This window comes from Bradyrhizobium sp. ORS 278 (assembly GCF_000026145.1).
In the GTDB taxonomy this organism is placed as follows: Bacteria; Pseudomonadota; Alphaproteobacteria; order Rhizobiales; family Xanthobacteraceae; genus Bradyrhizobium.
This window is the reverse complement of the sequence record NC_009445.1, coordinates 29,755-48,995: the sequence shown is the minus strand read 5'-3', so window position 1 is coordinate 48,995 and position 19,241 is coordinate 29,755. Positions and strand designations below refer to the sequence as shown.

Genomic DNA, 19,241 nt, shown 5'->3' with positions numbered 1-19,241 from the left:
GTGCTCCGGGGATCAGCGGGCCTGCGGGCCCTCATAGGCCGCAACGATGCGCGCCACCAATTCGTGGCGAATGACGTCCTCACCGGTGAACCTGACCTGGGCGATGCCCTCGACGCCATCGAGCAGGCGCGCGGCTTCGGCCAGCCCCGACGTCTGGCCATTCGGCAGGTCGACCTGAGATGGATCGCCGGTGATGATCATGCGGCTGTTCTCGCCGAGACGCGTCAGGAACATCTTCATCTGCATCGAGGTCGTATTCTGCGCCTCGTCGAGAATGATCGCCGCGTTGGTCAAAGTGCGGCCGCGCATGAAGGCGAGCGGCGCGATCTCGATCTCATTGGCCTGCAGCGCGCGCTCGACGACACGCGCATCCATCAGATCGTACAGCGCGTCGTAGATCGGACGCAGATACGGGTCGACCTTCTCGCGCAGGTCGCCGGGCAGGAAGCCAAGCCGCTCGCCGGCTTCGACCGCGGGGCGCGACAGGATGATGCGGTCGACTTCCTTGCGCTCGAACAGCTGCGCGGCGTGCGCCACCGCGAGCCAGGTCTTGCCGGTGCCCGCCGGGCCGATGCCGAACACGAGCTCATGACGCTTCAGCGCGCGGATGTAGGAATCCTGCGCAGCCGTGCGGGCGCGCACCGGGCGCTTGCGCAGATTGATGCTCTCGAACGCGTTCTTGCCGTTCTTGGCGTCGAACTCGAACAGCGAGCCCTGCGCGACAACGGCGCGGATCGCGCCGTCGACGTCGCCTTGCGAGAGATCCTGGCCCTTGATGGCCTGGGCATACAGCGACTCCAGCACGCGTCGCGCCGCGTCGCAGCCATCCCGGCTGCCGCCGATGGTGATGTGGTTGCCGCGCGAGTCCACGACGACGCCGAGGCGGCGCTCGACCAGCGCGAGGTTCTGGCCGTAGGGGCCGACCAGCGCGGAGGCGGCACGATTGTCGTCGAAATCGATGACGACCTGGGTTTCGGGGGGCATGGACATGTCGCGGTCGAACTTGCGGCTGGGAGCGAGGGAAGATGAGTCCGATGCGCTCTTGGGCAAGTGCTCAGCCTCCGATGGACGCGAGGGGCATGGCGGCTTCGGGAATCGGAGCCGCTGTCGTCGCCACGAGCTCGCCGAGCAGGCTGTAGCGCTCGAGACTGTCGATCCTGACCGGCAGAACCTGACCGATGATGTCGCTGGACGCCATCACATGGGCTGGCTGCAGATAGGCCGTGCGTCCGACCAGCTGACCCGGCTTGCGGGCCTCGCGCTCGAACAACACGTCGACGACCGAGCCAATCGCGGCCTTGTTGAAGGCTGCCTGCTGGCTGTCGATCAAGCTCTGGAGGCGCTCCAATCGCTCGTCCATCTCGGTCGCTGACACCATCTCCTGCATGTCCGCCGCCGGCGTTCCCGGGCGCGGCGAATACTTGAAAGAATAGGCCGCAGCGTAACCGATTTGATCGATCAGCGCGAGGGTGGCGCGAAAATCTTCCTCGGTCTCGCCGGGGAACCCGACGATGAAGTCGGACGAGAATGCAATGTCGTCCCGCGCGCCGCGGAAACGGTCGACAACCCGCCGATAGTCGGCCGCGCTGTGCTTCCGGTTCATGGCCGCGAGGATCCGGTCGGATCCCGACTGCACCGGAAGATGCACAAACGGCATGACGGCGGTGAGGTCGCGATGCGCGGCGATCAGGCCGTCGTCGACGTCATTCGGATGGCTGGTGGAATAGCGGATGCGGGCCACACCCGGGATCTCGGCGATCCGGTAGAGCAGCCGGCCGAGCGTCCAGGTGCGGCCGTCCGGACCCTCGCCATGATAGGCGTTGACGTTCTGGCCGATCAGCGTGATCTCGCGGACACCGCTGTCGGTGAGCTGCATGACATCGTCGACAATCCGTGCCACCGGGCGCGACATTTCGGCGCCGCGTGTGTACGGCACCACGCAGAAGGTGCAGAACTTGTCGCAACCCTCCTGCACCGTGACGAAAGCCGACACGCCGCGGGCGCGTATCGCCTCGCGGCTGGGTTTGGCGAGGAAACCAAACTTGTCCTCGGCGGGAAACTCGGTCTCGATCGCGCGCTCGCCACGGCTGGCCTGCGCCAGCAGCTGCGGCAGATGGTGATAGCTCTGCGGCCCGACCACGACGTCGACGGTGGGCGCGCGGGAGATGATTTCCACACCCTCGGCCTGGGCCACGCAGCCGGCGACCGCGATCTGCATCGCGCGGCCCGACCGGGCGGCCTCCTCTTTCGCCACCCGCAGCCGGCCCAGCTCCGAATAGACCTTTTCGGAGGCCTTCTCGCGGATGTGGCAGGTGTTGAGGATGACGAGATCGGCGTCGCCCGCGTCGGCCGTTTCGACGAATCCCTCAGCCCCCAGCGTGTCCACCATGCGCTGGGCATCGTAGACATTCATCTGGCAGCCATAGGATTTGATGTGCAGCTTGCGCGGCGGCGTCATGGACCCTTGCAGCGGTCGGAGGCGCGCCGAACTCGGCGCGGGCCTCAGATATAGGCTAGACCGCCGAAAATCCAGCGAGTGGCCCCGTTTTCTCAGCCAGCCGGCTGAGAATCATTGGCAGCTGGCGCATATCGTCGAACACCAGCTCTGCGCCGGCCGCGCGCAGGCTTTCCGCGTGACCGGGCCGGCAATGACTGCCGCCATGGAACCCGAGCACGGTCATTCCGGCGGCGACGCCGCCCCGGATACCGGCGAGGCTGTCCTCGACCACCACGCAGGCAGCGGGACGAGCCCTCATCTGGGCCGCCGCGAACAGGAACAGATCGGGCGCCGGCTTGCCGTTCTCGACCTGCGACGACGAGAAGATGTGCGGGGCAAGACGGTCATAAAGGCGGGTCGCGCCGAGGCTGACCCGCATGCGCTGATGCGAGCCGGACGACGCCACGCAGACCGGGAGCTGAAGCGCGTCGAGTGTCTCGACGATTCCGGGGACGGGATGAAGGTCCTGCTCGAAGGCGCGGAACAGCCGGTCCTGCAACCGCGCATTGAAGTCGGCGGGCAAGCTGCGGCCGAGCTCGGCCTCCACCTCCAGCGTCGCCTGTTTGGAGGAACGGCCGAGGAAACGGTCGAACACCTGATTCGCAGTGATCGGATAGCCGCAACTGCTAAGCACGTCGGCGTGCGCCTGACAGGAGATCACCTCGCTGTCGACCAGCACGCCGTCGCAATCAAAAATGACGAGATCGAGCGGGGAAGGCGGAGCCGCGTCAGCCATTCGTCTCTTCGTCGAGCGGCACGCAATACAGCTCGAGCCGGTGGTCGACCAGCTTGTAGCCGAGCCTGCGGGCGATCTCGGCCTGCAGCTTCTCGATCTCCTCGGAGGTGAACTCGATCACCTTGCCGTCACGCAGATTGATCAGGTGGTCGTGATGGCTGTCACGCATCTGCTCGTAGCGGGCACGGCCTTCGCGGAAATCGTGACGCTCGATGATGCCGGCGTCCTCGAACAGCTTCACGGTCCGGTAGACCGTGGAGATCGAGATCTTGTCGTCGACCGCGACACAGCGCCGATACAGTTCCTCGACGTCGGGATGGTCGCTCGCCTCGGCGAGCACGCGGGCGATGACCCGGCGCTGCTCGGTCATCCGCATGCCGGTGGCGGCGCAACGGGCCTCGATACCGGTGGAATTGGGCGCTGGCGTTGTCTTCAAGGAAGTCATTGTGTCTCGCCTCAAGGATGCGCTTTCTGCCACCAAGCGCAGGTTACGACAAGTCCCGGCGCATCAGAAGCGCGTTCAACTGTTCCCCGCCAGGCTGCAGGTAATAGCGTTCCCGGCGGCCGACGATGGCGAAACCGGCGCGTTCATACAGCCGGCGCGCCGGCTGGTTGTTCTCCTCGACTTCGAGAAAAACCGTGCGAACGCCGCGACCTGCCAGATGTCCGAGATGTGTCAGCAACAAATCACGAGAAAGGCCGCGACCGCGCTGATTTGGGTCAAGCGCAACCGACAAAATCTCGGCCTCGTCGGCACCGATGCGCGAGACGATGAAGCCAATGAGTTTGCGACCGAGTTGCAAACGGTGGATCACCGTGTTGCGTTCGGCCAGCATGACCTCGAACTCGCCTTCGCCCCAGCCGCGGTGGAACGACGCGGCGTGAATCGAAGCGAGCCTGTCGGCGTCGCGCGCAGTGGCGGCCTCGATCGATGGTTTGGTGCGGCCGAGCCAGCGGAAGAACATGTTCATTGCGAGGAGGCCGTCTTGACCGGATCAAGAGCTGCCTGCGCCGGCGGCTTGACGTCGGGCGCGCGCAGATAGAACGGCCGTGCTGGCGCGAGGGCAGGATCCGCCGCCGCGCCGAGCCAGGCGACCCACATGATATCGGGACCGGCCGATACATCGACCGCGACCGGCGCGGGATCCGAAGCACGCCAACGCTCGGCCAGCACCGACGCGGCATTGCCGACGAGATGCGGCGCACCGAAGCGCGCGGCCACCAGCACGTCGTCGATCGCAGCGACCTGCGGCGCAACCAGCGCCTCGCCGCTGCCGCTCACGACTTGGTAGTAGACATGATCGTGCCGGGCATCGATGGCCGAGATCACCGGATGATCGCGGTCTTCGCCGACGACCGGCGCCGCATAGGCCGAGAGCGTCGTGACACCGACGACGGGCTTGTGAGCGGCAAGGCCGATGCCGCGCGCCGCGGAGAGCCCGACCCGCAGTCCCGTGAAACTGCCAGGGCCGGTGGTGACGGCGATCCGGTCGAGCTCGGGAAAGCCGATGCCGGATTGCTGCATCACGCGCGCGAGCAGCGGCATCAACGCCTCGGCGTGGCCCCGCTTCATGGGCAGTGTGTCCTGGGCGATCATCTCGGCCGAATCAGTATTGAGAACGCCGGCGGCGCAATGGTCGAGGGCAGTATCGATGGCGAGGATCAACATCCGGTCAGGTTCGCAGTGAGGGAGCGCGGAATACCTTTTTGGGTACTTTGATAAAGTCGGTTGCCGTCTTCTTACATCCTGATCAGGAAAAACGCATCACGCGGCAACCAGCAGGCAGGTAAACTACTGAATTTCCGATCATTTAAGCAAATCTTTCCGGGCGTGTGGGAGTTGTCCCCTGCATATGTCGCTCCGGCTGATGCTCCCTGCCGAAGCAGGCGTCGCCCCACGTCCCGAGAAGAGGATCTTCCATGTCATTCTGGTCAGGCAGCTCGGCATCACGCGATGCATTGGCCCAGGTCGAGGCGATCAATCGCTCCCAGGCCGTGATCGAATTCGGCATCGACGGAACGATCATCACCGCCAACAAGAACTTTCTCGATGCGATGGGCTACGCGCTCGACGAGATCAAGGGCAGGCACCACCGCATGTTCGTCGCGCCGCAGCTGCGTGAGAGTGCCGAGTACAAGGCGTTCTGGTCCGACCTCAAGCGCGGCAAGTTCCGCTCAGGCGAGTACAAGCGCTTCGGCAAAGGCGAGCGGCCGGTGTGGATCCAGGCGAGCTACAATCCGGTGCTCGATGGCGGCACGCCGGTGAAGATCATCAAGTTTGCCTCCGACATCACGGCGCAGAAGATGCGCAGCATCGAGGATGCCGGCAAGATCGCCGCGATCGGACGTGTGCAGGCGGTGATCGAGTTCAATCTCGATGGAACGATCATCGATGCCAACGATCAATTCCTCGGCGCGATGGGCTATACGCTCGGCGAGATCAAGGGCCGGCACCATAGCATGTTCGTGCTCCCGCACGAGCGCGACAGCGTGGCCTACAAGGAGTTCTGGGCAAGCCTCAACCGCGGTGAACCTCGCTCGGGCGAGTACAAGCGTTGCGGCAAGGACAACAGGGAGGTCTGGATTCTTGCCTCCTACAATCCGATCCTCGACGACACCGGGCGGCCGTTCAAGGTCGTGAAATACGCCTCCGACGTCACGCAGCAGAAGCTGATGGCGGCCGACTTCGCCGGCCAGATCGCGGCGATCCGCAAGTCCCAGGCGGTGATCGAGTTCGACATGAATGGCCATGTGCTCGACGCCAACGACAACTTCCTCAAGACGCTCGGCTACACGCTCGCCGACATCAAAGGCAGGCATCACCGGATGTTCATGCCGCCGGGTGCAGGCGAGAGCTCTGAGTACCGCGAGTTCTGGGCCGCGCTGGCGCGCGGCGAGTTTCAGAGCGGCGAGTATGAGCGCGCCGGCAAGGGCGGCCGTCAGGTGTGGATCCAGGCGACCTACAATCCGATCAAGGATCTCAACGGCAAGCCGTTCAAGATCGTGAAATTCGCGAGCGACGTGACCGCGCAGGTGATCACCCGGATGAAGGGCGACAAGGTGCGCGGCATGATGGAGCATGTCGCGGCCGGTGCCGAGCAGCTCAATTCATCGGTGCAGCAGATCGCCGACGCCATGGCCAAGTCGAAGGAGACGGCGACCGCCGCCGTGACGCGCGTCGACGATGCGGACCAGCAGGCCAAGCGGCTGTCGTCGGCGGCCGGCGCGATGAGCAGCATCGTCGAGCTGATCGGCAGCATCACCGGCCAGATCAATCTGCTCGCGCTCAATGCCACGATCGAATCGGCGCGTGCCGGCGAGGCTGGGCGGGGCTTCGCAGTGGTCGCCGGCGAGGTGAAGAACCTCGCCAATCAGGCCAAGCAGGCGACGGACCGCATCGGCAGCGAGATCGGCAATCTCAACGGCATCTCATCCGACGTCGTCGGCGCGCTCGACGCCATCAAGGCCGCGATCCAGAGCGTCGACGCCTATGTCTCGTCGACGGCCCAGGCGGTCGGCGAGCAGAGCGCGGTCACCAGCGAGATGTCGTCGAACATGCGCCAGGCAGCCGCGGAAGCCGCCACCATCGGCAAGGCGGCCTGAGGAGAGCAGGGCTATCGCATCCGACGGTCGCTGTCTCGCATTCGCCTTTCACCACGTCGTCATGGCCGGGCTTCTCCCGGCCATCCACGTCGTCCGGCATGCTGGGAACGACGTGGATGCCCGGGACGAGCCCGGGCACGACGGAGTAAGCTCGCAGGCGGGATTCCGGGGCGCAACAGTCCCGGTTTCGATGTGCCAGAGCCTAAAGGCGAGAGAGCGGATAGCGATCGCCGAGCGGCGAATGAAAAATCTCCGTCCGCTACCCGCTTCGTTTCACATTGGCCGGACTTCGACCACTTCCGGCACGAAGTGCTTCAGCAGGTTCTGGATGCCATGCTGCAGGGTCGCCGTCGATGACGGGCAGCCGGAGCAGGCGCCCTTCATGTTGAGATAGACGATGCCGTCCTTGAAGCCGCGGAAGGTGATGTCGCCGCCGTCATTGGCGACCGCCGGACGGACGCGGCTCTCGATCAGATCCTTGATCATGCCGACGGTCTCGGTGTCGGCCTCGTCGAAGAACTCGTCGTCCTCGTCAGCGGAGGCGTCGTTGGCGGCGCTGCCATCGGCGAGCAGCGGCGCGCCCGACATGTAGTGCTCCATGATGGCGCCGAGGATGGCCGGCTTGAGGTGCTGCCATTCGCCGTCGCTCTTGGTCACGGTGATGAAGTCGGCGCCGTAGAACACGCCCGTCACACCGTCGACGGCGAACAGGCGTTCGGCCAGCGGGGAGCGCGCGGCGGCGTCGCGGCTCGCGAACTCCATCGTGCCGGCCGGCAGCACGACGCGGCCCGGGATGAACTTCAAGGTGGCGGGATTAGGGGTGGCTTCGGTTTGGATGAACATGGTTTTCTCCGGCAGCGCCGGTTCAAGGCCGGCCTGTGGTGTCGTCATAGCAGATGGCGAGGAGACGCGCACGATCAAGAGGGTGTCGCCCGCATTATGGGCTTAACCCTATGAAAGCGCGTCGATATCGGCGTCGCTCAGATCGCCGGGGACGATCACCAGCGGGATCGGGAAGGCGCCGACGGTCTTGATGACATGGGTGACCAGCGGTCCCGGGCCTTCGGGGCCGGCATGCGCGGCCAGCACCAGCAGCGCGATATCGTTGTCATGCTCGATCGTTGCCAGGATCTGCGTTGTTGGCTCCCCCTCGCGGATCACCCGTTCCGGCGTGGCAGCGCCGATGTTGGCCAGCATCGCCGCCGCCTCATCGAGCGCGGCATTGGCCTCGTCCTGCGCCTCCGCGCGCATCAGGTCGGCGACCCCCAGCCATTGCTGGTTCTGGTCCTCGGTCTCAATGATGTGCAGCATGACGATGTGGCCGCCGCCGCGCACCGCCCAGCGCCCGGCATAACGGATCGCACGGTCCCATTCGGCGCTCTCGTCGACCACGACCAGGCATTTCGGCGCGTGGCCGGTCTGATAGCTCTGCCGCTGCGCCGCCATGGTGGTCCCGCCTGCCGTTGCGCGTCGATCGGGGCGCGATGCTGCCACAGCCCGTCTTGATTGGGGAGAGGGCCCGCGGGTTCCATCTGACGGACGCGGGCGCTTGCGCTCCAGACGAACGCCGGTGGTCTCGTAGCCCGGATGAGCGAAGCGACATCCGGGTTCAAGCATGCAGTTCGTGTGAACCCGGATGTCGCTTCGCTCATCCGGGCTACGGGAGCTCAGGCCTTGCGGATGAAGCCGACGATGTCCTTGGCGGTCTTCATCGTCTCCGCGGCGATCGCCTGGGCGCGTTCGCCGCCGTCGACCAGCACGGAATCGACATAGCCGGGATCGGCCGTCAGGCGCTTCATCTCGGCGGCGATCGGACCGAGCTTGGTGACGCACAGCTCGACCAGCGCGTTCTTGAAGCTTGAGAACTGGCCGCCGCCGAACTCCCTGAGCACGTCCGCCTTGCTGCGATCCGACAGCGCCGCATAGATGCCGACCAGGTTGTCGGCCTCGGGACGCGTATCCAGCCCCTTCTCCTCGCTCGGCAGCGGTTCCGGGTCGGTTTTGGCCTTGCGGACCTTCTGCGCGATGGTGTCGGCGTCGTCGGTCAAGTTGATGCGCGAATAGTCCGACGCATCGGACTTCGACATCTTTTTGGTGCCGTCGCGCAGCGACATCACGCGCGTCGCGGGACCGGTGATGAACGGCTCCGGCAGCGGAAAGAACAGACCGTCGCCAAAACCCTGCGCCCGGATCGAGTCGCCGAAATCATTGTTGAACTTCTGGGCGATGTCGCGCGAGAGCTCGAGATGCTGCTTCTGGTCCTCGCCGACCGGAACATGGGTCGCGCGATACAGCAGGATGTCGGCCGCCATCAGCACCGGATAGTCGTACAGGCCGACCGATGCGTTCTCACGATCCTTGCCGGCCTTCTCCTTGAACTGCGTCATGCGGTTCAGCCAGCCGATGCGCGCCACGCAATTGAAGATCCAGGCAAGCTCGGCATGGCCGGAGACCTGGCTCTGGTTGAAAACGATGTGCTTCTTCGGGTCGATGCCGGCGGCGATGAAAGCCGCGGTGACCTCGCGGGTGTTGCGCGCGAGCTCGGCCGGACCGCCCCAAACGTCGATCGGCATCGTGATCGCGTGCATGTCGACGACGCAATAGATGCAGTTGTGCGTCTCCTGCATCTTCACGAAGTTGACGATCGCGCCGAGATAGTTGCCGAGATGCAGGTTGCCGGTCGGCTGAACGCCGGAGAAAACCCGTTCCACGAAGGCCATGGTCGCTGTTCCAGATGATGGATTTGCTGCGTCGTTTGGCACGGGCGCCTCAAACGTGCAAGTCGCCAGCGGGCAGGTCGCGAGCGGATCTCTGCCGGATGGCCCGCAGCGACTGCCGCCAGTCGACGACCCCGAGCGCCACGAGCAACGCAGCGTAGAGGATGATGGCGCCGCCGATCAGGCCGGCGAGCAGAAGTGCGGTGCCGGCGTGACTGCCGACCGTGACCCGAACGGTGCCGGCGGCGACCACCCAGAGCGCCGCTGCCATCACGATGGCAGCGAGCGCGATGCGCGGCAGCCGGCGCCGCGTTGCGCTGGAGATCGCGAAACCGAAGCTCGCCGCGCCACGCCGCAGCAGCACGATCGCGTTGGCCCAGGCGCCGAGCGCAAGACCGGCGGCGATCCCGCTTGCCGAAAAGATCTGACCGAGCAGGAATGCCAGCGCGATCGCCACGCCGCAGCCGATCAAGGTCGCGCGCAGCGGCGTCGTCGTGTCCTCGCGCGCGAAGAACGCCGGCTGCAGCGCCTTGGTCAGCACCTGCGCCGGCAGGGCGGCCGCGAGCCACGTCAGCACCTGTGCCGTCGCTGCGGCGTCATCGGCGCCGAACGCGCCATGTTCGAACAGCAAACCAACGATCGGCGCGTTCAGAATCATCAGTCCGAGCGTTGCCGGCAGCGCAAGGCCCATCGTCAACTCCAGCCCGCGCGATTGTACCTCGGAGAGCGCCGCGTCGTTGCCGGCATGCAGCGCGCGCGTCAGCTCAGGCACCAGCACCGTCCCCATCGCAACCCCGACCAGGCCGAGCGGCAGCTCGATGAGGCGATTGGCGAAATACAGCCACGACACGGCGGACGGAGTCGCGGAGGCGATGATCGCGGCGCCGACGGCCAGCAACTGCGGCCCTGCGCTCGCCACCATGCCGGGCAGCGCGCGGGCGAAGAAGCCGCGCATCGCGGCATCCATCGAGATCCGAACCGGCGAGGCGACGCGGCTCCTGTCTCCGCGCTGCGCCAGCATCATGAGTTGCACCAGGCCGGCGGCGCCGATCGTGGCCGCGAGCAGCACGGCGGCGCGTGCGGGATCCGGCTGTTGCAGCAGCAGCACCATCGTCACGGCGATCAGCGCAACGTTGAACAGCAGCGGCGCAAAGGCGGCCAGCGCGAAACGTCCGCGGGCGCTCGACAGCGCGAGCAGCACCGTGGAAGGACCGGCGAAGGCGAGATAAGGCAGCATCAACCGCGCATCGTTCACGGCCATGGTCAGCGTCTCGTCACCGGAAAAGCCGGGCGCAAGCACCGTCATCGTGAACGGCATCAGCACAGCAAGCGCGAGCGACGCCGCACACAGGCCCGCGCTGACCGTTCCGAGCACGCGGCCGGCGAAGGCAGCCGCCCCGTTCGGCCCGGCCGACTGGTATATTCGCAGCCAGGCCGGCACCAGCGCGGCGTTGAGCGCGCCCTCCGTCAGCAGCCGCCTGATGACGTTGACGAGCTGAAACGCCGCGAGAAACGCATCGGCAACCGGTCCCGCGCCGAGCAGCGCGGCGATCAGCGCATCTCTGCCGAAGCCGAGCAGGCGCGAGCTGAGTGTTCCTGACAACACGGTCACGAATGATCGGATCATGAGGCTTCTATAGCAGCGCCGCTTGTGATAGGCCGCAGCGTTTGCAAAACGCCGTAAACGGGGCCAGTGAATGACTGACGCGAAATACGATGTTCTCGGGATCGGCAACGCGATTTTCGACGTGCTGGTGCAGGCCGATGAGGCCTTCCTCGCCAAGCACGGCATGACCAAAGGCGGCATGGCGCTGATCGACGAGGCGCGTGCGGCGGCGATTTATGCGGATATGGGCCCGGCGACCGAGATGTCGGGCGGCTCCGGGGCCAATACCATCGTCGGCCTGGCCAGCCTCGGCGCGCGTGCTGCCTATGTGGGCAAGGTCAAGGGCGACCAGATCGGCAAAATGTACACCCACGACATCCGTGCGGCCGGCGTCGCCTTCGAGACGGCGCCCGCGACCGACGGCCCGGCCACAGGCTGCTCCTACATCATCGTCACGCCGGACGGCGAGCGCACCATGAATACCTATCTCGGCGCGGCGCAGAACCTCACGGTCGCCGACATCGATCCCGCGCAGATTGCGGCGGCGCGCATCGTCTATCTTGAGGGTTATTTGTGGGATCCCAAGGACGCCAAGGATGCGTTTGTGAAGGCGGCGACGATCGCGCATGATGCGGGACGCGAGGTCGCGCTGACCTTGTCGGATGCGTTCTGCGTCGACCGCTATCGCGAGGAGTTCCTTGACCTGATGCGCGGCGGCACCGTCGATCTCGTGTTTGCCAACGAGGCTGAGCTGCATTCGTTGTACCAGACCTCAGATTTTGACGGCGCGCTGAAGCAGCTGCGTGAGGACGCCACGCTCGGCATCGTCACGCGCAGCGACAAGGGCTGCGTCGTGGTCTCGAACGACGGCGTGATCGCGGTGCCGGCGCATCCGATCAAGACGCTGGTCGATACCACCGGCGCCGGTGATCTATTTGCCGCGGGCTTCCTGTTCGGCCTGGTGCGCAAGACCGGCTACGAGATCGCCGGCAAGCTCGGCGGCCTGGCCGCGGCCGAGGTGATCCAGCACATCGGCGCACGGCCGCAGGTGTCGCTGAAGGAGCTGGCCGCGCAGAACCGGCTGAAGGTGTAGTCAGAGCCGAGGACTGCGTCAGACTAACTGATCCAGCTCGCTCGGTGCCTCTTACCTCGCCCCGCTTGCGGGGAGAGGTCGGATCGCATCGTCAGATGCGATCCTGGTGAGAGGGTCCAGGTCCCTCCACGAATGTTTCCTGCGCGGCTGCTTCTCAACCCGATCCTCTCCCCGTAAGAACGGGGAGAGGGAGCGCATCGATCGTGCTGCGGGCATGTCGTACGCCAACAAGGCTTTTGATGAGTTCGGATCGCTGGACGATCGAACACGCTTGATCGTCGCGCTCAATCGCCTCCGCACCCCCTCACCTCATCACGCCGCCTTCTTGCCGCCGGCCGCGTCCAGCCCGGCATAGACGCCGCGCTCGAAGCCCGCGAACGTCTCAAGACAGAGCCGGTCCGCGAACGGCAACAGCTGCATCAGGATCACGCCGGTGACGTCGCGCGCCGGGTCGATCCAGTAGTAGGTGTTGGCGAGGCCGGCCCAGGCGAGGCTGCCGGCGCTACGGCCCTCGGCGGTCTGCGCCGTCGTGATCATGAAGCTCAGGCCCCATTTCTTCACGATGTCGGGATAGAGGTCGACGTCGTTGGTGACGCCGGGCACGGCGGCGGCCATCTTCGTCATCTCGAGCTCGCCGATGTGATTGTCGCGCATCGCCGCCACGGTCTCGGGCTTGAGCACCTGGTGGCCGTTGCCCCGGCCGTTGTTGAGGATCATCCGGGTGAAACGGATGTAGTCGCCGGCCGTGCCGTAAAGGCCGCCCCCGCCCATATGGAATTCAGGCTCCTGCTCGATCTCGAACGGAATGGGCGCCAGGCTGCCATCCTCACCGCGGGCATGCATCCCGACGAGGCGCGCGCGCTGCGAGGCGCCGAGCTTGAAGCCGGTGTCGTCCATGCCGAGCGGCGCGAACAGATTGTCGCGCAGATATGTATCCAACTTCTGACCGCTCGCGGCCTCCACCGCCTTGCCGACGAAGTCGATGTTGATGCCATATTCCCAGCGCGTGCCGGGATCGGACGCCAACGGCAGCTTCAGCGCGTCGTTCTTGCAGGTGATGATCCCGGGCGTACCGGCCTTCTGCACATAGGCCGCCATGTCGCCGTTCCACATGTCGTAGCAGAAGCCGGCGGTGTGGGTCATGAGATGGCGTAGCGTGATCGCGGTCTTCGCGGGACGTAGGATCGGCTCGCCGTTCGCGTCGAAGCCGTCGAGCACCTTCGGCGCGGCGAGATCCGGCAGCACATCGCCGATCGGCGCGTCCAGCGACAGCGTGCCCTGCTCGACCAGCTGCATGCCGGCGGCGCAGGTGATCGCCTTGGTCATCGAGGCGATCCAGAACACGCTGTCGGTGGTCATGGCGTCGTCGCGGCCGAGGTCGCGCTTGCCGAAGGCGCCCTCATAGATCACGCCTTTGCTATCCGCCGCGATGGCGACGACGCCTGGAATCTCGCGTGCGTCCGCCTTCTGACGCAGCACGCCATCGATGTCGGTCTTGTTGTGCATGGGTTTCCTCCGTCCCGCTCTTGTCTGGCGGTGCCCGATTGTTCCCCGGGGCGATCCGGGCGGCAAGACGCCCTGCGGACGCAGGTGGTCGCGATCTCGTGATGATGCGGCGCGAACGATAACGGGCGGGAGAACGGGGGCCGGGGCGCCACAGCGCTTCAAAATGTTCAGAGAATCATGATTAGTTCCATCAAGCCGCGAGTCCGTCACATGGGCGCCATGTTCCCACCACGGGCTTCGGACTGTTGTGAGTTGCAACTATTTTTGCATTAAAGGGTTCAACAACCGGCTTTTTCGAGCCGATGGTATGATTTTGGCGGCAACGTCCGCCATGGGGGCGATATGATTTCAAAGTGGAGCGAATGGAAGCGGTATCCCCGCCCGGGTCGTGGTGACAATATCGAGGCACCGATCACCCCGGGGATCTATGAGGTGCGCATCGCCGCGACAGGGGCGCTGTATTCGTTCGGAGCGGTCGACAACGTGGCGCAGGCGCTGGCGCTGCTGCCGGTCGGTCAGAAATCCTGGTTCGGCCGCCGCGATCCCGCCAGCCTGCCGGATCTGGAATACCGGACGTGCGCGACCTCGACCAAGGCCGATGCCAAGGCAGCGGCCGAGCGCATGATCGGCCGGCGAGAGACCTATATGAGCGGCGCGGCCTGACACCGTTCACGACGGGGCCACCGCGCGCACCGCATTTGGTGCCGCCAAGGCACGGTTGGGGCGATCGAATGTACCGTTCGTGAGGCGCACACACGGTGCGCCTGCGCCGCGCGAGGGCTATATTCGGAGCAAGATACCGACGCTTCGAGGAGATGCCCGATGACCCCGCCCGCCGCCGCACGCGCGTCCGATGCCGCTTCCAGCCTGCGCGACCGCCTGAAGGACCCGTCGCTGCTGCGCGAGCAGTGCTACATCGACGGCGCCTGGGTCGGTACGCCGGAGTTCGCGGTGAACAATCCCGCCACAGGCGCCGAGCTCGCCAGGATCGCGCAGCTGGGCGCAGCGGAAACGACGCAGGCGGTCGAGGCCGCCGCGCGCGCCTTCCCGCTCTGGGCCAAGCAGACCGCCAAGCAACGTTCCAATATCCTGCGCAAATGGTTCGAGCTGATCATTGCGAACCGCGAGGACCTCGCGCTGATCCTGACCTCTGAGCAGGGCAAGCCGCTTGCGGAAGCGCTCGGCGAGGTCGACATCGGCGCCGCCTATATCGAGTTCTTCGCCGAGGAGGCGCGCCGCGTCTATGGCGAGACCATTCCGACGCAGAAGCCGGACGCGCGCCTCTTGGCGTTGAAGCAGCCGATCGGCGTCTGTGGCGCGATCACGCCGTGGAATTTCCCGAACTCGATGATCACCCGCAAGGTCTCCCCGGCACTCGCCGCCGGCTGCACCGTGGTGCTGAAGCCGGCCAATGAGACGCCGCTCTCGGCGCTGGCGCTCGCCGTGCTGGCCGAGCGCGCCGGAATTCCGAAGGGCGCGCTCAACATCGTCACGGGCGATGCGCCACCGATCGGCAAAGTGCTGTGCGAGCATCCGGCCGTGCGCTTCGTCGGCTTCACCGGCTCGACCGAGGTCGGCAAGATCCTGTACCGCCAGTCGGCGGGCACGGTGAAGAAGCTCGGTCTCGAGCTCGGGGGCAACGCGCCATTCGTGGTGTTCGACGATGCCGATGTCGATGCGGCCGTCGAAGGCGCCATCGTCTCGAAATATCGCAACATGGGCCAGACCTGCGTCTGTGCCAACCGCCTCTACGCCCAGGATGGCATCTACGACGCCTTCGTCGATAAGCTGGCGGCCAAGGTCGCGGCGATGAAGATCGGCGAGGGCACCGAGGCCGGCGTGACGCAGGGCCCGCTGATCAACGAGGATGCGGTCGAGAAGGTCGAGCGCCACATCGCCGATGCGGTCAAAGGCGGCGCCAAGATCGTCACCGGCGGCAAGCGCCACGCGCTCGGCCGCACCTTCTTCGAGCCGACCGTGCTTCGCGATGTCAAGGCGGATGCGCTCGTCGCCCATGAGGAGACGTTCGGTCCGCTTGCGCCCGTGATCCGGTTCAAGGACGAGGCCGACGTGATCGCGATGTGCAACGCCTCGCCCTTCGGCTTGGCATCGTATTTTTACGCCCGCGATCTCGGCCGCGTCTGGCGCGTCGCCGAGGCACTGGAGTCGGGCATGGTCGGCGTCAACACCGGCCTGATCACGACAGAGGTCGCCCCGTTCGGCGGCGTCAAGGAAAGCGGCCTCGGGCGCGAAGGCTCCCATCACGGCATCGAGGAATATCTCGAGATCAAGTATGTGATGATGGCCGGGGTCTGAGCCCGGCCAGCCGACGGCTCAGGCCGTGATCGGCGTCAGCTTGCTCACCGGGACCGAGTAGGACTTGTTGCCGAGCTGGTAGATGACCGTCCCGGTCTTGCCGTCGGTGGTCGAGATCTGCGACTGCTCGAACATGACGACGTTGTTGAAGACGAGGCCGGTGCCGGTGCGCGTGACGCCGTTGTTGGTGACGCTGACCTGCGCCTCCTTGCCGCTGACCGACAGCACGCGGAAGCTCGCGGCCATGCCGTTGTCGCCGGAATAGCCGGCCCAGCTGCCGACCAGGTTGTTCTGTTCGGCGGGAGGCGCCTGCTTGTCGAGGACCGCCGTGGCCTTGCCGCCGCCGGCCGAAAACAGCAGCACCGCCGTCTTCCCGTTCTTGGTGCCGAGCGTGACCGCGCCGAAGTCGATGGTCGAGCCGTTGACCTGGCCGATGCCGCGCTCGGTGCGGCCGTTGTGGGTGTATTCCACCGTCGCCGCCGCGCCGCGGATGTTGACGACCTTGAAGCTCACCGCCTGGCCGCTGGCCGTCCACGTGCCCTTCCATTCGCCGAGCAGGTTGCTCTGGCGATACATCCGCTCGCTGGCGGGAGAAATGTAGCTCGTGCTGGAGACGACGGCCATGGGCGTGACTGGAGCGCGAACGCCCCCTTTCTTCATGTTTCCGATCGTTGCGAACAATGTCTGGTCGAGGCGTACGCCCGACCGGTTACCAGGAGATTAATAGCCGTCCCGGCCCCCCGGTCGGCGCGGTGACCTAACGTCGCAGCACGGCGATGGTGCGGTTGGCGAAGCTCAGTCGCTCCGCCATGATCGTCATGAAATAGGTCAACAGCTTCTGCGCCAGTGCCGGGTGCTCGCGCGAGATCGCGTCGAATTGCGCGATGGTGAGCTCGTAGAGCACGCTGTCGGTCTCGGCCTGGATGGTGGCGCTGCGCGGGGTCTGCGCGATCAGCCCCATCTCCCCGATCGTCGTGTAGCGGCCGAGACTGCGCACCCGGGTCGTGCCGCCATGCTCCGCCGGCACCATGATCCCCACGCGGCCGTCGAGGATGAAGTGCATCGAGGCGGCCGGCTCGCCGGCGCGCACCACCGTGGTCCCGGCACCGACGTCGAGCCGGATACACCGGCTCATCAGTTCGTCCGCCTCGTCGTCGCTGCCGAGGATGCGCGCGAACCAGTCGCGCAGCGACGCCTCGTCCTGGGCATGCTCGTGGTGGCTTTGGATGATCGTGTTCTCGCACCATTCCAGCGCATGATCGAGCTCGGGCGCGATCAGCACGTCCTTGCTGATGAATTCGCTGGCGCGCAGCGTGCGTTCGACGGCGCGCGGCAGGTGCACGAGCACCAGCTTGACGTCGCGCTCCAGCGCGAGCCGCTTGATCTGCGCGAAGCTGTAGGCGGCGGAGGAATCGATGCCGGTCACGAGCTTGAAGTCGAACACCAGGAAGCGGCATTCCGCGCGGCGTGATAACAGCAGCTTGACCTGCTGATAGAGCCGGTTCGCCGAACCGAAGAACAGATAGCTCTGCAGGCTCAGTCCCTGGATCTCGCGTCCCTGCGCCATCAGCAGCGCCTGATGATCGCGCGATCGATCGAGCGATGAGCGATATTCACTGCCGTCGAACCCATATTTGACGGCGCTGATGCGCGAGGCGCTCAGCGCGAACGCGGCGCAGCCGATGACGACGCCGATCAGGATTCCGGCGATGAAGCCCCATTGCAGGATGATCGCGATGATCAGCAGCAGCGAAGCGTAGTCGGTCTTCGAGAGTCGCCGGCGCGACTGTACGGCCCATTTGTGCAGCGTGTCCGCGCCGAGATAGAGCAGCAGGCCGCCGAGCACGAATTTCGGCATGTAACCGAGCAGCGGCTGCGACAGCGCGAGCATCAGCGCCGAGATGGCTGCGACGGTGAGGCCGGAGATCCGGCCGGTGCCGCCGGCCTTGACGTTGAGCACGGAGCGGCTGATGGAGATGCAGCCGGTGTAGCCGCCGAGGACGCCGGCAAGCGCGTTGGCGACGCCGGTGACCGCGAGCTCGCGCTCGACATCGGCTTCGCGATGGGTCGCGACCTCGATCCCCGCGGTGTTGAACAGCGTGCTCGCCGCGGTGACGAAGATCACGGCGACGATATTGCCCGACAGGTCGGACAGCGCCGCCCACGGATAGGCGCCGAGCGCATCCGCCGTCCAGGGCCACACCAGCGCGACTTGTGGCGGCGGCTGGAAAGTCCAGCCCGTCGCCTGCGCCTCGGCGGGCGTAATGCCGCACAGCCAGAACCCGAGATGAGCCGCGATCGTGCCGCTGACCAGGATCACGGGCAGGCCGAACGGATTGCGTGACCGGTGCCAGGTCAGATAGAGCAGCATCGCCATCGCCGCGGCGGCGGCGAGCTCATAGCTGGTCTGCGCGTTGCCGAATGCGGGCAGGGTCGAGAGCTGCAGCCGGTGCCCGGTGATCACCCCGATCGCGCCGATCACGATCAGCGCGCCGGTGGCGCCGAGGAAGCCGCCGACCACGGGATAGGGCACGTAGCGGATCGTGCGTCCGAGCCGGTTGATGCCGCAGATCCACAGCACGAGGCCGGTGACGAGGCTGGTCAGCCCGAGCGTGATGACGACCGGCATGAACGGCGACGCGCCGGGATCGGCGGTGATGATGCGCTCGGCCAGCGACGACGCCAGGATGGCCGTGACGGCTGCCGTCGAGCTGTCGGGCGCGCCGATCGCAAACGGCAGCGAACTGCCGAGTCCCAGCACCAGCGCCATCACCGCCGAGACCATGAAGGTGATCCCGATGCCCTGGCCGAGATAGGGCGCGAGCGGTCCGGCGAAGATCAGCAGCGAATAGGACAGGCCGTACGTGACGGTCAGGACGCTGGCGGCCGAACCGCCCAGAATATCATCCATACCGCGTCGCAAGATGGGATCGGCGCGACCGGCCGTCAGGGTCTTGTTCACGTCGAATATGCCTCTAACCAATGGCTCACTCGTGCGGCCCGCGCCCGCGTCGCGCAAGTGCAAATTTGTGACATGGGCATCGTTCTCGCCGGCATGCGACAGGCGCTTGCGGGCGGCAGATCCTTCGTTGAAGATGTGCCGGCGCGGCAACGACACTTGAGAGTGTGCCAGGGAACATGATCCCGTCCTCGACCCGCACATGCAT

At 65.8% G+C, this 19,241-nt stretch carries 17 protein-coding genes; 4 read left to right on the top strand and 13 right to left on the bottom strand.

The genetic code is table 11. From position 1 onward, the window contains the following. Positions 1-12: 12 nt before the first annotated feature. From BRADO_RS00210 to tsaB, 6 genes are all read right to left on the bottom strand, one after another. Positions 13-990: a PhoH family protein gene (locus BRADO_RS00210; protein ID WP_050780935.1), complete on the bottom strand. Its 978-nt coding sequence runs from the start codon at positions 988-990 to the stop codon at positions 13-15. Positions 991-1,054: 64 nt separating this feature from the next. Further along, a complete protein-coding gene (gene miaB / locus BRADO_RS00205; protein ID WP_011923315.1) occupies positions 1,055-2,458 on the bottom strand; it encodes a tRNA (N6-isopentenyl adenosine(37)-C2)-methylthiotransferase MiaB in 1,404 nt (467 codons plus the stop codon). 55 nt (positions 2,459-2,513) lie between these two features. Beyond that, complete coding sequence (locus BRADO_RS00200) at positions 2,514-3,233, bottom strand: HAD family phosphatase (RefSeq protein WP_011923314.1); 720 nt, start codon at positions 3,231-3,233, stop codon at positions 2,514-2,516. Continuing rightward, complete coding sequence (locus BRADO_RS00195) at positions 3,226-3,678, bottom strand: Fur family transcriptional regulator (protein WP_008962473.1); 453 nt, start codon at positions 3,676-3,678, stop codon at positions 3,226-3,228. The genes BRADO_RS00200 and BRADO_RS00195 overlap by 8 nt, the downstream gene beginning before the upstream one ends. A gap of 43 nt (positions 3,679-3,721) precedes the next feature. Beyond that, positions 3,722-4,204 (bottom strand): ribosomal protein S18-alanine N-acetyltransferase, encoded by a 483-nt coding sequence (gene rimI / locus BRADO_RS00190; RefSeq protein ID WP_011923313.1) that lies wholly within the window; start codon positions 4,202-4,204, stop codon positions 3,722-3,724. Then, a complete protein-coding gene (gene tsaB / locus BRADO_RS00185) occupies positions 4,201-4,902 on the bottom strand; it encodes a tRNA (adenosine(37)-N6)-threonylcarbamoyltransferase complex dimerization subunit type 1 TsaB (protein ID WP_011923312.1) in 702 nt (233 codons plus the stop codon). The genes rimI and tsaB overlap by 4 nt, the downstream gene beginning before the upstream one ends. A 251-nt stretch (positions 4,903-5,153) precedes the next feature. Here tsaB and BRADO_RS00180 point away from each other — a divergent pair, with 251 nt between their 5' ends. Then, positions 5,154-6,836 (top strand): PAS domain-containing methyl-accepting chemotaxis protein, encoded by a 1,683-nt coding sequence (locus BRADO_RS00180; protein WP_011923311.1) that lies wholly within the window; start codon positions 5,154-5,156, stop codon positions 6,834-6,836. A 273-nt stretch (positions 6,837-7,109) separates the two neighbouring features. Here the strand turns inward: BRADO_RS00180 and BRADO_RS00175 are convergent, their stop codons facing one another. The 4 genes from BRADO_RS00175 to murJ all read right to left on the bottom strand — a co-directional run bounded on the left by BRADO_RS00175 (position 7,110) and on the right by murJ (position 11,180). Continuing rightward, positions 7,110-7,679 (bottom strand): NifU family protein, encoded by a 570-nt coding sequence (locus BRADO_RS00175; RefSeq protein ID WP_011923310.1) that lies wholly within the window; start codon positions 7,677-7,679, stop codon positions 7,110-7,112. A 108-nt stretch (positions 7,680-7,787) separates the two neighbouring features. After that, positions 7,788-8,282, bottom strand: a complete 495-nt coding sequence (locus BRADO_RS00170) for a universal stress protein (protein ID WP_011923309.1) — start codon at positions 8,280-8,282, stop codon at positions 7,788-7,790. 221 nt (positions 8,283-8,503) lie between these two features. Next, positions 8,504-9,556: a tryptophan--tRNA ligase gene (trpS, locus tag BRADO_RS00165; protein ID WP_011923308.1), complete on the bottom strand. Its 1,053-nt coding sequence runs from the start codon at positions 9,554-9,556 to the stop codon at positions 8,504-8,506. A 49-nt stretch (positions 9,557-9,605) separates the two neighbouring features. Continuing rightward, positions 9,606-11,180, bottom strand: a complete 1,575-nt coding sequence (gene murJ / locus BRADO_RS00160) for a murein biosynthesis integral membrane protein MurJ (RefSeq protein WP_011923307.1) — start codon at positions 11,178-11,180, stop codon at positions 9,606-9,608. Positions 11,181-11,250: 70 nt separating this feature from the next. On the opposite strand from murJ, the gene BRADO_RS00155 reads away from it, so the two are divergent. Further along, a complete protein-coding gene (locus BRADO_RS00155; protein WP_011923306.1) occupies positions 11,251-12,252 on the top strand; it encodes an adenosine kinase in 1,002 nt (333 codons plus the stop codon). Between the two features lie 312 nt (positions 12,253-12,564). Here the strand turns inward: BRADO_RS00155 and BRADO_RS00150 are convergent, their stop codons facing one another. Then, positions 12,565-13,758 (bottom strand): serine hydrolase, encoded by a 1,194-nt coding sequence (locus BRADO_RS00150; protein WP_011923305.1) that lies wholly within the window; start codon positions 13,756-13,758, stop codon positions 12,565-12,567. 342 nt (positions 13,759-14,100) lie between these two features. Between BRADO_RS00150 and BRADO_RS00145 the strand changes: the two genes are divergently transcribed. Together BRADO_RS00145 and BRADO_RS00140 are read left to right on the top strand one after the other, a co-directional pair. After that, positions 14,101-14,421, top strand: coding sequence for a hypothetical protein (locus BRADO_RS00145; protein WP_011923304.1), 321 nt, complete (start codon positions 14,101-14,103; stop codon positions 14,419-14,421). Positions 14,422-14,580: 159 nt separating this feature from the next. Further along, positions 14,581-16,074 (top strand): NAD-dependent succinate-semialdehyde dehydrogenase, encoded by a 1,494-nt coding sequence (locus BRADO_RS00140; protein WP_011923303.1) that lies wholly within the window; start codon positions 14,581-14,583, stop codon positions 16,072-16,074. A gap of 18 nt (positions 16,075-16,092) precedes the next feature. Here the strand turns inward: BRADO_RS00140 and BRADO_RS00135 are convergent, their stop codons facing one another. After that, the gene (locus BRADO_RS00135) at positions 16,093-16,698 is read right to left on the bottom strand and encodes a hypothetical protein (protein ID WP_041755921.1); all 606 of its coding nucleotides are present in this window, start codon (positions 16,696-16,698) and stop codon (positions 16,093-16,095) included. A gap of 133 nt (positions 16,699-16,831) precedes the next feature. Beyond that, positions 16,832-18,985: a SulP family inorganic anion transporter gene (locus BRADO_RS00130; RefSeq protein WP_244422943.1), complete on the bottom strand. Its 2,154-nt coding sequence runs from the start codon at positions 18,983-18,985 to the stop codon at positions 16,832-16,834. Positions 18,986-19,241 lie beyond the last annotated feature (256 nt).

Bases quoted from the DNA above. Each gene is read 5' to 3' on its own strand.
- BRADO_RS00210 (WP_050780935.1), bottom strand. From the start codon at position 990: ATGTCCATGCCCCCCGAAACCCAGGTCGTCATCGATTTCGACGACAAT.
- miaB (WP_011923315.1), bottom strand. From the start codon at position 2,458: ATGACGCCGCCGCGCAAGCTGCACATCAAATCCTATGGCTGCCAGATG.
- BRADO_RS00200 (WP_011923314.1), bottom strand. From the start codon at position 3,233: ATGGCTGACGCGGCTCCGCCTTCCCCGCTCGATCTCGTCATTTTTGAT.
- BRADO_RS00195 (WP_008962473.1), bottom strand. From the start codon at position 3,678: ATGACTTCCTTGAAGACAACGCCAGCGCCCAATTCCACCGGTATCGAG.
- rimI (WP_011923313.1), bottom strand. From the start codon at position 4,204: ATGAACATGTTCTTCCGCTGGCTCGGCCGCACCAAACCATCGATCGAG.
- tsaB (WP_011923312.1), bottom strand. From the start codon at position 4,902: ATGTTGATCCTCGCCATCGATACTGCCCTCGACCATTGCGCCGCCGGC.
- BRADO_RS00180 (WP_011923311.1), top strand. From the start codon at position 5,154: ATGTCATTCTGGTCAGGCAGCTCGGCATCACGCGATGCATTGGCCCAG.
- BRADO_RS00175 (WP_011923310.1), bottom strand. From the start codon at position 7,679: ATGTTCATCCAAACCGAAGCCACCCCTAATCCCGCCACCTTGAAGTTC.
- BRADO_RS00170 (WP_011923309.1), bottom strand. From the start codon at position 8,282: ATGGCGGCGCAGCGGCAGAGCTATCAGACCGGCCACGCGCCGAAATGC.
- trpS (WP_011923308.1), bottom strand. From the start codon at position 9,556: ATGGCCTTCGTGGAACGGGTTTTCTCCGGCGTTCAGCCGACCGGCAAC.
- murJ (WP_011923307.1), bottom strand. From the start codon at position 11,180: ATGATCCGATCATTCGTGACCGTGTTGTCAGGAACACTCAGCTCGCGC.
- BRADO_RS00155 (WP_011923306.1), top strand. From the start codon at position 11,251: ATGACTGACGCGAAATACGATGTTCTCGGGATCGGCAACGCGATTTTC.
- BRADO_RS00150 (WP_011923305.1), bottom strand. From the start codon at position 13,758: ATGCACAACAAGACCGACATCGATGGCGTGCTGCGTCAGAAGGCGGAC.
- BRADO_RS00145 (WP_011923304.1), top strand. From the start codon at position 14,101: ATGATTTCAAAGTGGAGCGAATGGAAGCGGTATCCCCGCCCGGGTCGT.
- BRADO_RS00140 (WP_011923303.1), top strand. From the start codon at position 14,581: ATGACCCCGCCCGCCGCCGCACGCGCGTCCGATGCCGCTTCCAGCCTG.
- BRADO_RS00135 (WP_041755921.1), bottom strand. From the start codon at position 16,698: ATGGCCGTCGTCTCCAGCACGAGCTACATTTCTCCCGCCAGCGAGCGG.
- BRADO_RS00130 (WP_244422943.1), bottom strand. From the start codon at position 18,985: ATGGATGATATTCTGGGCGGTTCGGCCGCCAGCGTCCTGACCGTCACG.